The organism is Trebonia kvetii, assembly GCF_007827045.1.
Classification (GTDB): Bacteria; Actinomycetota; Actinomycetes; order Streptosporangiales; family Streptosporangiaceae; genus Trebonia; species Trebonia kvetii.
Genome location: NZ_RPFW01000002.1, coordinates 982,584 through 994,996, shown reverse-complemented (window position 1 = coordinate 994,996; position 12,413 = coordinate 982,584). Strand labels below are relative to the sequence as shown.

13 protein-coding genes are annotated in these 12,413 nt (G+C 70.7%); 11 read left to right on the top strand and 2 right to left on the bottom strand.

Annotated features, from left to right (window positions below):
• The first annotated feature begins 79 nt into the window (after nt 1–79).
• From EAS64_RS13225 to EAS64_RS13215, 3 genes are all read left to right on the top strand, one after another.
• Nucleotides 80–637, top strand: coding sequence for a hypothetical protein (locus tag EAS64_RS13225; protein ID WP_145853195.1), 558 nt, complete (start codon nt 80–82; stop codon nt 635–637).
• A 265-nt stretch (nt 638–902) separates the two neighbouring features.
• Nucleotides 903–2,234, top strand: coding sequence for a glycosyltransferase (locus EAS64_RS13220; RefSeq protein WP_187365885.1), 1,332 nt, complete (start codon nt 903–905; stop codon nt 2,232–2,234).
• Nucleotides 2,227–3,438 carry an MGDG synthase family glycosyltransferase gene (locus tag EAS64_RS13215; RefSeq protein WP_145853193.1) on the top strand — a complete coding sequence of 404 codons (1,212 nt, stop codon included), beginning with the start codon at nt 2,227–2,229 and terminating at the stop codon, nt 3,436–3,438. The genes EAS64_RS13220 and EAS64_RS13215 overlap by 8 nt, the downstream gene beginning before the upstream one ends.
• Nucleotides 3,439–3,517: 79 nt before the next feature.
• Here the strand turns inward: EAS64_RS13215 and EAS64_RS13210 are convergent, their stop codons facing one another.
• Nucleotides 3,518–4,381 carry an MBL fold metallo-hydrolase gene (locus EAS64_RS13210; protein WP_145853192.1) on the bottom strand — a complete coding sequence of 288 codons (864 nt, stop codon included), beginning with the start codon at nt 4,379–4,381 and terminating at the stop codon, nt 3,518–3,520.
• A gap of 33 nt (nt 4,382–4,414) precedes the next feature.
• Complete coding sequence (locus EAS64_RS13205) at nt 4,415–5,434, bottom strand: cyclic nucleotide-binding domain-containing protein (RefSeq protein ID WP_145853191.1); 1,020 nt, start codon at nt 5,432–5,434, stop codon at nt 4,415–4,417.
• A gap of 99 nt (nt 5,435–5,533) precedes the next feature.
• On the opposite strand from EAS64_RS13205, the gene EAS64_RS13200 reads away from it, so the two are divergent.
• The 8 genes from EAS64_RS13200 to EAS64_RS13165 all read left to right on the top strand — a co-directional run bounded on the left by EAS64_RS13200 (nt 5,534) and on the right by EAS64_RS13165 (nt 12,389).
• The gene (locus EAS64_RS13200) at nt 5,534–6,199 is read left to right on the top strand and encodes a response regulator transcription factor (protein WP_145853190.1); all 666 of its coding nucleotides are present in this window, start codon (nt 5,534–5,536) and stop codon (nt 6,197–6,199) included.
• A gap of 103 nt (nt 6,200–6,302) precedes the next feature.
• Entirely contained in the window at nt 6,303–6,704 is a 402-nt protein-coding gene (locus EAS64_RS13195; protein WP_145853189.1) for a response regulator transcription factor, read from the top strand.
• Between the two features lie 157 nt (nt 6,705–6,861).
• On the top strand, nt 6,862–8,577 hold the full coding sequence (locus EAS64_RS13190) for an endo-1,4-beta-xylanase (RefSeq protein WP_222849273.1): 1,716 nt from the start codon (nt 6,862–6,864) through the stop codon (nt 8,575–8,577).
• A 156-nt stretch (nt 8,578–8,733) separates the two neighbouring features.
• On the top strand, nt 8,734–10,416 hold the full coding sequence (locus tag EAS64_RS13185; RefSeq protein WP_145853188.1) for a serine/threonine-protein kinase: 1,683 nt from the start codon (nt 8,734–8,736) through the stop codon (nt 10,414–10,416).
• A gap of 178 nt (nt 10,417–10,594) precedes the next feature.
• Nucleotides 10,595–11,224 carry a D-sedoheptulose-7-phosphate isomerase gene (locus EAS64_RS13180; RefSeq protein ID WP_246115653.1) on the top strand — a complete coding sequence of 210 codons (630 nt, stop codon included), beginning with the start codon at nt 10,595–10,597 and terminating at the stop codon, nt 11,222–11,224.
• On the top strand, nt 11,221–11,445 hold the full coding sequence (locus tag EAS64_RS13175) for a HypC/HybG/HupF family hydrogenase formation chaperone (RefSeq protein ID WP_145853187.1): 225 nt from the start codon (nt 11,221–11,223) through the stop codon (nt 11,443–11,445). The genes EAS64_RS13180 and EAS64_RS13175 overlap by 4 nt, the downstream gene beginning before the upstream one ends.
• Nucleotides 11,446–11,449: 4 nt before the next feature.
• Nucleotides 11,450–12,139, top strand: coding sequence for a D-sedoheptulose-7-phosphate isomerase (locus tag EAS64_RS13170; RefSeq protein ID WP_246115652.1), 690 nt, complete (start codon nt 11,450–11,452; stop codon nt 12,137–12,139).
• Nucleotides 12,117–12,389 (top strand): HypC/HybG/HupF family hydrogenase formation chaperone, encoded by a 273-nt coding sequence (locus tag EAS64_RS13165; RefSeq protein WP_145853186.1) that lies wholly within the window; start codon nt 12,117–12,119, stop codon nt 12,387–12,389. Before EAS64_RS13170 ends, EAS64_RS13165 begins: the two co-directional genes overlap by 23 nt.
• Nucleotides 12,390–12,413 lie beyond the last annotated feature (24 nt).

Here is a 12,413-nt window from a genome sequence, read left to right as displayed (position 1 = left end):
GCCAGGCACCGCGAGCGAATGCCCGACACACCCGCGAAATCCCGGCTTTCCGGCGGTCGTGACGCTATCGTGTCATTTCGTGACGGAGGCGCCGACGTTCAGCGTGGTGGCGGATGTCGCGATCGTGAAGGGTGAGACGCCGGCCGGCGACCGGACCTGGCTGTCGTTCCCGGACGGGTCCGCGCACCGCGCGGCGGTCCATGTCATCCATGACCTGCCGCACCTGGTGGTCGAGTCGGTGCTCGGCTTGGACGACGGCCTGTGGGGCACGCTCGCGGCCGGCGGGTTCGCGCCGGCGAACCGGGCGGTGACCAGGCGCAATGGCCGGATCCGGCTGGTCACCGATGCACCGTTCGATGACCTCGCCGAGACCACCTGGCCCGGTCACAAGGTCGCCAAGGCCGCCGTCAACGCCATACTGAACCGCTGGGGCGACGGGCCCGACACCCCCGACGGGGTGCGCGACCGACTGCGCCGCACCGGGGCCGCCGCACTGGCCGCCCGGCTCGACGACGAGCAGATCAGGGTGGCGGGCGCCGGGGTGCGCCGGCTCTACCGCGACTGGGCCGCGCTCCCGGTCGGCGGCACGCTGCGCGCCACCTGGCCGCTGCACGACAGCTGGCTGCGGCTGCTGTGAGCGGGGCCCCGCGGCGGGGGCCCGGCACGACCAAAGGCGGAACGTCACCGCGTGGCGGGCGGGCATTGGCCCTGAGTTCACCGGCACGTCGCGGAGATCCACCATCCTTCCGGGCGATGACAACTATCGCTACTACCTCAACGCTGGCATCATGTGCGATGTACATGGAAGGCAACGTGATGGGCGCCGGCCGTGGGTCCGTCACCGGCCACACCCGCAGGAACCGGCGTTGAGCACCGGCGCGCGGGCTGGTGGGCTGCGCGTCATGATCGTGACGGACCAGTACCAGCCGATGGTCGGCGGCGTGCCGACCGTGACGGAGGAACTCGCGCGCGGGCTGGCGGAGCGCGGGCACGCCGTCGCGGTCATCGCCCCGGGCGCCAGCATGCGCGGCGCAGGCACCTCGGCCGGCGGCACCGCGGGCACCTCGGCCGGTGACGGCGCGAAGCCGTCTGCGGGCGAGCCGTCCGCCGGCCAGCCTGCCGTGGACTACCGCGGCTCGCTGCCGTGGCCCTGGTACGAGGGCCAGCGGCTCGGGCTGCTGTCGCCGGCGGTGGCCGGCCAGGCGATCGACGAGTTCGCCCCCGACGTGCTGCACCTGCACTCGCCGCTGACGCTCGGCGTCGCGGCCAGGCGTGGGGCGCGGCGGCACGGCGTCCCGGTGATCTACACCAACCACTACCTGCCGCTCAACGTCTGGCCCGCGATGGCGCGCACCGCCGAGGGCACGGGGACCGGGACGGTGAGCCCGGCCGCGCGGCTGGGCTCGCGTGCCAGGGACGCCGCGTTTTACGGCTTCGTCACCGGGTTCGCGAACCGCTGCGACCTGGTCACCGCGCCGACCGCGACGGCGCTGCGGCTGCTGCGCGAGCACGGGCTGCGGGTGCCGTCGCAGGCCGTGTCGAACGGCGTCGACCTGGCGCGGTTCTCGCCGGGTGCCCGCGATGAGGAGCTGCGGTCGCGGTACGCGCTGCCCGCGGACCGTCCCGTCATCCTGTCGGTCGGCAGGCTCAGCCCGGAGAAGCGGGCTGATGTGCTCATCGCCGCGCTCGCCAGGCTCGGCGCCGGCGACATTGACTGGGCCAGCAACGAAGGCGGCAGCTCCGACGGCGCCGCCCCGGTGCTCGCCCTCGCGGGCACCGGCCCCGAGGACAGCGGGCTGCGCTCGCTCGCCCGCCACTACGGGGTGGCCGGCCGGGTGCGGTTTCTCGGCTTCGTGCCCGACGAGGACCTGCCCGGCCTGTACCGGCTTGCCGACGTGTTCGCGATCGCGTCGCAGGCCGAACTGCAATCGCTTGCCACCATGGCGGCGATGGCGAGCGGGCTGCCGGTCGTCGCGGTCGAGGCGGGCGCGCTCGCCGAACTGGTGCACGCGGGGGAGAACGGCTTCCTCGCCAGGCCGGGACGGGCCGCGCACGTCGCCGACTGCCTCGACCTGCTCTGCCGCGACCGGGCGCTGCGGGCGCGCATGGGCAAGGCGTCGGCGCGCATCATCGCCGACCACGACCGGCATCTCCTGCTCGCCCGGTGGGAATCCATCTACCGCGGGCTCGCGCGCCGCGGCATAGCAGAACACGTGAAGGTGAGTGATGGCTAGCCCTGAACAGCCGCCCCAGCCGTTGCTCTTTCTCATCGGCGACACCGGCGGCGGGCACCGCAGCGCCGCGGCGGCCGTCGCGCAGGCGCTGGAGCGGGCGCTGCCCGGCCGGTTCGTCCCCGTCATCTGGGACCCGCTGCGCGGACCCGACGTGGCCCGCCCGCTGCGCTGGTTCGCCGGGCTCTACGGCCCGTGCATCCGGCTCACGCCCTGGCTGTGGTGGCTGTTCTGGCGGACAAGCGACTCACCGCGGGTGCTCGCCGCGGTCCGCCACACGATCATGGCCCCGGTGTACGGCAGCGTCGCCAGGGCGGCCGAGTCGTGCAGGCCCGCGCTCATCGTGGCGTTCCACCCGATGACCGCCGACCCCGCGGTCCGCGCGCGCGACCGCGGCGGCGTGCTGCCCCCGGTGGTCACCGTCATCACCGACCTGATCACCGCGCACCTGTCCTGGCGGGACGCCCCCGTCGACCGGGTCGTGGTGCCGTCCGAGGAGATGGCCGCGCGCTGCGCCAAGGACGACGCCGAGCCCGACCGTTTCGTGCCGCTCGGACTGCCGGTCGCCGCCGAGTTCTGCCAGCCGCCGCTCGATGAGGCGGAGCGCAAGGAGCTCAAGCGGGAACTCGGTGTCCAGGGGGATTTTCTCGTCGTGCTAACCGGCGGCGCCGAGGGCTCAGGCGGGCTGCGCCGCCGGGCCGCCGCGATCTTGCGGCAGGTGGACAACGTCGACGTCGCCGTCATCTGCGGGCGCAACCGTTCGCTCAAGCGGCGGGTCGCACGGATGGCCGGGCGCTCGGGCGGCGGGCGGCTCACCGCGCACGGCTTCGTCGGCAACATGCCGGACTGGCTGCGCTGCGCCGACGTCGTGGTCGGCAAGGCGGGACCCGGCACGATCGCCGAGGCGACCTGCTGCGGCGCGCCGCTCGTGCTCACCTCGTACGTGCCCGGCCAGGAGAAGGGCAACGCGCAGTTCGTCACCGGCGCCGGTGCGGGAGTCTTTGCGCCGCGGCCACGTCAGCTCGCCGCGGAGATCGGCCGGCTGCGCCGCGATCCGGACGCGCTCGCCGCGATGCGCGCGGCGTCGGTCCGGGTGAGCCGCCCGCGCGCGGCCGCCGACATCGCCCGCTTCCTGGCGGGCATGTCAGGCGAGCAGCTCGGCAGGGACACCGGCCGCGACCTGCTGCCCACCCTGATCGCCGACTGAGCGTGCGCCGGCCGTCACCGGCACCGTGCTCTCAAGTTCTATGGGCTCAGAGGTTCTACGGGCTCAGCGTTCTGCGCGCTCACAGCTCTATGGACAGGCCCTCGGCGGCGACGAGCACCGGCACCGGCGCGCCGGCGAACCGCCCCGCGAGCGCGTCGAGCTGGTCGTCGGTGCGAGACGGCTTGTGATGGGTGAGCGCCACCCGCCGCGCCCCGGCGCAGACCGCGAGCCCGACCGCATACTCGGCGGCCGCGTGCCCCCAGGCGGCCTCGGCGGGCACCTCCTCGGCGGTCAGCTGAGCGTCGTGGATGAGGAGGTCCGCGCCGCGGGCGAGCTCGACGGCCGCCTCGTGGTAGGCGCCGAGCCCGTCGGGTCCCGGCCCGAGGCTGGTGGGGCAGTGGTCGGTGACGTAGGCGATGGACGCCCGGCCGTCGCTGACCCGGTAGCCGAGCGTCCTGCCGCCCTTGTGCGGGATCTCGCGGGCCTCCACGGTGAACCCCTCGGCCTTGAGCTGGCCGGGCGCGATGGCGTCGAACTCCCAGTTGCCCCGCAGCTGGGCGGGCCTGATCGGGAAGAACGGCGGCGACATCACCTGGGCGAGCAGCCGCTCCGCGCCCCCCGCCGCCGCGTCGCTCGCTGGCCCGTCGCCCTGTTCGGGCAGCAGCAGCGTCACCCGCGCGTCCTCCCTGTCGCCGCCACGGAAGAACGGCAGCCCGAGGCAGTGGTCCCAGTGCAGGTGCGTCAGCAGGATCGTGCCGGTGAACGCGGCGCCGCCGAGCAGCTCGTTGAGGTTGGCGACGCCGGTCCCCGCGTCAAGCGCGAGCACCGGCGCCTCGCCGGGTCCCTGCGCCACCGCGACGCACGAGGTGTTGCCCCCGTACCGCAGGTACGGAGCGCCGGGGGCGGGCGTCGACCCGCGCACCCCGCAGAAGGTGATCAGCACCGGTTCAGAGCTCCTCGCACTGCATACACCGGATCAGGCCTCTTCCCGCCGGTGCATCCCGGACAGCTCGGCCAGGGCCGAGCGCTCGAGCTGTGCACCGTCCACCGACGCCACCTTGCACGGCGTGACGGCCACGATGCTCGCGGTCCGCACGCCGCCCTCCAGGTGGGCGCGCTCGCCGAGCATCGCGCCTGGCCCGTAGTCGGCGAGCGGCTCGCCGTTGCGCTCCACCCGGACCACGCCGTCGAGCACCAGGAAGACCTCGGTGCCCGTCGCGCCCTGGCGCAGCAGCGTCGCGCCCGCCGGGTAGCTGGCGATCCGCGGCTTGCCCGCGCCGTGCATGAGCTCGACGGAGAGCGACCGCTCGAGCGCGGATTCCACCGCGACCACCATGGCCGAGGAGTCCTCCTCGCCCCACGGGGTGTGCTTGCCGAACGACTTGCGGTACCACTCGTTGAAGTCGGTGAGACCCGACTTGCGCGCCAGCTTGCCGTCGTTGTCGTAGACCCAGTGCCTGGGGAACCGGCTGGCGCCAGGCGCGCCGATCTCCACCTGCCCGGAGGCGTGCAGGGTCAGCGTCAGCGTGGTCCACACCGTCGGCGCCTGCCACTGCACGAACGGCGGGTGCGCGACGCGCCGCGGCGCGGGCACGCCGGTCTTGCCGCCAGTGGTCTGGGTGAAACGCACCCAGCCGTCGCCGTGCTCAGTCTCGCGGCGCAGGTCGGGCAGGGCGATCGCCTGGAAGGTGCGCCGCGCCGCACCGACTTTGACCGTGGTCGCGCCCATCAGGCCGCGGCTGTCGCCGTCGTAGCCCGCCGCGGTGATCCGCCCGTCGTCGTCGGTCTCGATCCACGCAGAAAGCACGTTGGCGAACCGGAACCGGTCCGCGGCCTGCAGCGCGAGGACGTCACCGTCGGCGGCCTGGTGGCCTATCTCGCCGGGCGGCGGCTGGTCGTAGTGCGCGATGCCGCCTTCGAACGCGGCTTTCGTGCTGCCGGTGACAGCCTCAGAGGGTATCCAGGACAATGAGGTTACGGTGCTCTCGTATCGCATACCAGGACCGTAGAATGACGGCTTTGGACCTACGAGGGTACTCACGCGTGCTTCGCGGTGTGCCTACCACTACCTTTTTCGACTGAATATGGTGTTGCCATGATCCGGGTCGCCCTCGCCGAGGACAACGTGCTGCTACGCGAGGGGATCTCGCGCCTGGTCGCCGCCAACGATGACTTCGAGCTGGTCGGCGTCGCCGCCGACCTGCCGCAGTTGCTCGCGCTCGCCAGGGAGCAGGAGCCGGACGTCGTGGTCACCGACATCCGCATGCCGCCCACCGGGACGGACGAGGGCATCCAGGCGGCGGCCTGGCTGCGCGAGAACCTGCCGAAGACCGGCGTGGTGGTGCTGAGCCAGTACGTGGCGCCGCAGTACGCGCTCGCCCTACTCGAGCAGGGCTCGGCGGGCCGCGCCTACCTGCTGAAGGAGCGGGTGGCCAGCGTGGACGAGCTGGCCCGCGCGATCAGGGCGGTCGCGGTCGGCGGCTCGGTCATCGACCCGCAGGTCGTCGACGAGCTGGTCAAGGCCCGCTCCGCGCAGCGCTCTTCCGGCCTTTCGCTGCTCACCGCCAGGGAGACGGAGATCCTCGCCGAGATGGCGCAGGGCAAGTCGAACTCGGCGATCGCCGGCTCACTGTTCGTGACCGAGCGAGCGGTGGAAAAGCACACCAACTCGATCTTCGCGAAGCTCGGCCTGTCCGAGGAGCGCGACGTCAACCGGCGGGTCAAGGCCGTGCTCGTCTACCTGAGCCACTCCGAGGGCTAGTGACCAGTGAGGCAGGTGGGACCAGGAGGAGGGTGGTTGGCTACACCCGGTGCTGGATGGCACCACCCTGGTCAGCTGCCGCCCTCGATGGGAGGCTAGTTAGGTGAGCGACGCGAGCCATCCCCGGTCCGTGCTCGTCGTTGACGACCAGGCACCGTTCCGCCTTGCCGCCCGTGCAGTACTGCGCCGGCTCGACGGATTCGAGTTCGCCGGCGAGGCCAGAAGTGGCCCCGAGGCGATCGACCTGGTGGCGGCGCTGCACCCGGCCCTGATCCTGATGGATATCCACATGCCGTTGATGAGCGGCATCGAGGCGACTCGTCGCATCATGGCCGAGCATCCGGACGTCGCGGTGATCCTCTGCTCCACGCACGACCCCAAGGACCTGCCCGCCGACGCCGCCGCGAGCGGTGCCATCGCGTACGTCTCCAAGGAGCACCTGTCCGCGGCCACCATCCGCGAGCTGTGGGAAGCCAGGCAGTCGGGGGCGTTCGTCTCCCGTTAGTTTCGAAATTTTCGGCAATGGCCGAAATATTTTCGCAATCAAACTACCAGTAATTCCGCAATTAATTGCCCTAGCCCTCTTGTAGGCCGGCGTATGGCGGCTTTCAATTCGTATTGTTATCGCAACCCCTCCGATAACTTTCGATGAGGAGGCCATAATGATGTGGCAATCCCGCAGAGCCCAAGACACGACCAGATCCCCTGGCCCGTCGCCGCGCCGCCGGGTGTTCGCAATCGGTGCCGCGACCGCGATCGCGGCAGCCGTGGCACCGCTCACGATGGGCAGTGCCGCGCAGGCGGCGCTGGCGCCAGGGACGCCACTGAAGACGCTCGCCCAGGCGGCAGGCGGCAGGTACTTCGGCAGTGACATGACCGCAGACCTGCTGTCCAACTCGACGGTTACCCAGCTCCAGGCCCAGCAGTTCAACATGGTCACGCCCGGCAACGAGATGAAGTGGGACACCACCGAGCCGTCCAACGGCACGTTCAACTTCGGCCCTGGCGACCAGATCGTCAACTACGCCACGTCGAACAGCGAGCGGGTGCGCTGTCACAACCTCGTCTGGCACAGCCAGCTCCCGTCCTGGGTGGGCAGCCTGCCGGCCAACCAGGTGCAGGCGGCGATGGAGACCCACATCACCACCGAGGCCACCCACTACAAGGGCAAGTGTTACGCGTGGGACGTGGTCAACGAGCCGTTCAACGATGATGCCACCGCCACCCCCCGTGCGGACGTCTTCTTCAACGCGATGGGCATCGGCTACATCGCCGACGCGCTGCGGACGGCGCACGCCGCCGACCCGAACGCGAAGCTGTACCTGAACGACTACAACATCGAGGGCATGAACGCCAAGAGCAACGCGATGTTCAGCCTGGCGCAGTCGCTGCTCGCGCAGGGCGTCCCGCTCAACGGCATCGGCTTCGAGAGCCACTTCACCCTCGGCGGGATCCCGTCCGACATGCAGGCGAACATGCAGCGGTTCGCCAACCTCGGCCTGGACGTCGCGGTCACCGAGCTTGATGACCGCATCACGCTCCCGGCGACCGCCGCCAACCTGCAGCAGCAGGCCAGCGACTTCACGGCCGTGGTCAAGGACTGCCTGGGGGTCACCCGCTGCGTCGGCGTGACCCAGTGGGCCGTCGGCGACGCCGACTCGTGGATCCCGGGCTTCTTCTCCGGGCAGGGCGCCGCCACCATGTTCGACCAGAGCTACAACCCCAAGCCCGCCTTCACCGCGGTGCAGAACACGCTGGCCGCGGCCGGCGGCGGTGGCCAGAACACGGTGACGGTGACCAACCCGGGCACGCGGACCGGGACCGTCGGCACCGCTGCCAGCCTGCAGATCCAGGCAACCGACTCGGCGTCGGGACAGACCCTGTCCTACTCCGCGACCGGCCTGCCCGCCGGGCTGGCGATCAACGCCTCCACCGGGCTGATCTCCGGCACGCCGACGACGGCGGCCAACAACACCGTGACCGTCACGGTGAAGGACACCACGGGCGCCGCCGGCACCGCCAGCTTCGCCTGGAACATCAGCGGGAGCGGCGGCGGTGGCGGCGGCACCTGCCACGTCACCTACACCAAGACCGCTGAATGGGCCGGCGGATTCACCGCCCAGGTGGTCATCGCCAACACCGGGACGACCGCGATCAACGGATGGTCGCTGACCTTCACCTTCCCGGGCGACCAGAAGATCACCAGCAACTTCAACGGCGGCTTCTCCCAGTCCGGCAAGAACGCGACCCTCACCAACGCCAGCTACAACGGCGCCATCGCGCCAGGCGCCAACATCACCGACGGCTTCCAGGGCACCTGGACCAGCAACGACACCAACCCGGCTAGCTTCTCCATCAACGGCACGGCATGTAACTAAGCCGTTCAGGGGATAACCGCGGTCCGTCCCGCTGGCGGCCGCGACGATCCGGATGGCCCGGGGCCAGTAAAGCCCCGGGTCATCCGGGCGTCCGGTGCCACAGGCCATAACGCGATAAATCGTTAGACTTCATGTTCCGCGGGTAGCCGCAGCGGCATGGAGCTGACTGAAGCGGGACGTCTGCTCTCCGGGCGCTACCGGCTCAGTGCCGACATCGGCCGCGGCGGGATGGGTGTGGTCTGGCAGGCTCGCGACGAGCTGCTCAACCGCGACGTAGCGGTGAAGGAGGTGGTCTGGCCGCCGCACTTCACCGAGGCCGAGCAGCAGGTCGCCTGCCAGCGGGCCGTCAGGGAAGCCCAGATGGCCGGCCGCCTTGCTCACCCGAATGTGGTGCGCATCTACGACATACTCGAGGAAGACGGCCACCCGTGGATCATCATGGAGCTGCTGCCGTACCAGTCGCTGCGTGACCTGGTGCGGGAGGAGGGACCGTTGACCCCGGCCCGGGCGGCGCGAGTCGGTCTCGGTGTCCTCGCGGCGCTTGGTGCCGCGCACGCGCGCGGCGTGCTGCACAGGGACGTAAAGCCGGCGAACATCCTCGTGGCGCCCGACGGCCGGGTCGTCCTCACGGACTTCGGCATCGCCAGGGCCGTCGACAGCCCGACGTTCACCACCCTCGGCACCCTGGTCGGATCGCCGTCGTACATCGCGCCGGAACGGGCAAGAGGCGGGCAGTCGACCCCCGCAGGGGACCTGTGGGGGCTCGGCGCCTGCCTGTACGCGGCGGTGGAGGGGCACCCGCCGTTCGAGCGGGACGCACCGCTCGCGACTCTCACCGCCGTGGTCGCCGACGACCCAGAAGAAGCCGTACACGCGGGACCGCTATGGCCGGTCATCAGCGCGCTGCTTCGCAAGGATCCGGACGAGCGGCTCGACGCGGCGCAGACCGAGCGGCTGCTGCGCGAGGTCGCTGGCAACGACGAGGCGGCGCCCACGGCTCCGGGCGCGGCCGTCGCGCCCAGGGAACCTGACACGACCGCACCCCGCGAGCCTGGTTATTTCGCTGCGCCCGCCTCTCGACGCCCGCGCCGGCCTCGCCGCTCGGCGATCGCGCTGGCCGCGCTAGCCGGGGTGTCCGCGGTCGTCACCGTCGTGGCGCTCGCCCTGACCAACTCGCCCGGCCGCCCAGCCGCCTCGCCCGCAGTAAGCTCGCGCTCCGCCAGCCATCCGGCCGCCTCGCCCGGCACGCCAAGCGCCGCGTCATCCGGTGCCACAGCAGCGGCCAACTCGTCAGCGTCGCCCGCGCCAACGCCCGCAAGCGGTGCTGCGAGTGCCCCGGCATCGTCCGGTTCGGCGGGTGGCTCCACCAGCAGCGGAAGCGCCGGATACGGTGCACTGCCCGCCGGTTACCACCGCTTCACGAACTCCACGGGCTTCTCGATCGGCGTTCCCGACGGCTGGCCGATCTCCCACGTTGGTCACTACGTCTACATCACCGACCCCGCCAACAGCGGCATCTTCCTGCTCATCGACCAGTCAGACACCCCGCAGCCGGACCCGCTCGCGGACTGGCGGCAACAGGCGGCCAACCGCGCGAGCTCGTACCCGGGCTACCACCTGATCCGCCTGGAGTCCGTGTCCTACCCGCAGGCCGAGAAAGCCGCAGACTGGGAGTTCACCTACGTCAGAGACGGCATCCTGGTACACATCCTGAACAGGAACGTGCTCGCGAACGCGCACCACGCCTACGCGCTCTACTGGTCTGTACCGGAAAGCAGCTGGAACTCCTACTACCACGTCTTCCAGGCTTTCGCGGCCACATTCCGTCCCGCGCAGTAATCCTCCCGGGAGCCTCAGGGACGCGTCGCTGGCTGAGCACCGCAGACAGGTTGGCTAGGCTGAGCGAGGCTCGGCTGACCAAAACTGTCCGGTCAGGCCTGGACACCCCCCCATAACTGTCCTACGGTGCTGCTATGGCCTCGATGGTGACGCCTATAGCCCGGCTTGGCTGCGGCCGGTGACCGTGCCGGGGCAGGTCGCGCGCGACAGCCCGGAGGTCACCCGCCTGTTCGAGCTGCGCAGCGATCCCGTCCGTGAGCTGGCCAACCAGGCCGGCGCAGTCGCTCACGCGTGCCACGCCATGGCGGTCCGGTTCCACCGCGGAGGCACGCTCGTGGTGTTCGGTGCCGGTGGCCCTAGTGCCGACGCCCAGCATGTGGCGGTCGAGTTCGTCCACCCGGTGATCGTCGGCAAGCGCGCGCTGCCGGCCATCTCGCTGACGGCTGACGTGGCCACGGTGACCGGCATAGCCGAGCGCGAAGGCATCGACGCGATCTTCGCCCACCAGCTCCGCTATCTGGCCGGGCCCGCGGACATCGCGCTCGGGATCTCCGCCGACGGCGATAGCGGCAGTGTGCTCGCTGGCCTGGAGACGGCCAAGTCGCTCGGCCTGCTCACCATCGCCTTGGTCGGCGGGCGCGGCGGCCGAATCGCGACGAGCAACGCGGTGGACCACCTGCTGGCCGCGACGTCGGATGACCCGCGCGTGGTCAAGGAAATACATGTGACCACGTACCACATCCTCTGGGAACTGGTGCACGTGTTCTTCGAGCAGCCGGGTGTGCTTGACCCCGGAATCGTGACATGACTCCGGAGCAGCCGTCGGGCCAGGCCTGCGCCAGCCATCAGTGCATAACGTGCGGGGATGTCGCGGTCGAGGTGCGGGTCGTGCGGCTGCTGCCCGATGAGCTGGCCGTCGTGGACACCGGCGCGGGCCAGGAGCAGGTCAGCGTCGCCCTGGTGAGCGCCGCGGCGGGCGACACCCTCCTGGTGCACGCTGGCGAGGCGATCGCCGTCGTGGGGAAGTGATCTGGTGACCAGTCGGCCCGATGACGGCGGCGCGGGGGCGATGGAGTCGCTGTACCCATTCCTTTATGCCGACACGAGCGACCTGCCCGCCGTGCTTGAGCAGGTCCGCACGTCCACGGTCGCCAAGGCCGCGGAGATCCGTGAGCTCAGGCGCGTGATCGCCAGGCGCGACGGGGCGCGGCTGGCGCAGTGCGCGCGCGAGATGGCGGCCAGGTTCGCGGCAGGAGGGCGGCTGTTCGCGTTCGGTAACGGAGGCAGCGCCACCGACGCCCAGCAGATCGCCACGCTGTTCCTGCATCCCGGCGGCGGGTTCCGGCCGTTGCCGGCCTTCGGCCTGGCAAACGACACGTCCGTGGTGACGGCGCTGTGCAACGACATCGGTGTCGAGGTGGTGTTCTCGCGGCAGCTCGGCGCGTTCGGACATTCCCGTGACATCGCCGTGGGGCTGTCCACGAGCGGCAACTCCGCGAACCTGGTGCGCGCCTTCGGTGAGGCCGGCCCTCGCGGGATGCTGACCATCGGCCTGGCCGGCTACGAGGGCGGGAAGATGGCCGAGCTCGACACCATCGACTACCTCTTCGTGGCCCCATCGGCCTCGATCCACCGGATACAGGAAGCCCAGACCACCATCTACCAGGTGCTCTGGGAACTTACCGTTCAGGAGGTGTCCCGTGTGCCTCGGTATACCGGGTGAGGTTGTCGAGATCCACGCCGAAACTCCGGACCTCGCCAAGGTCAACGTGAGCGGCGTCCGTCGGCTGATCAACATCGGCCTGCTGTCCGACGATCCGCCGAAGCCGGGCGAGTGGGTGCTTATCCATGTCGGCTTCGCCCTATCCAAGATCGACGAGCACGAGGCGGCCGCGGCGATGGAGTTCCTGGAGAGCATCGGCCAGGCCTACGAGGACGAGATCGCGGCAATGCGCGAGTCATTGATCGAATAACCCGGCTCCACCGGAGAGAGGCGT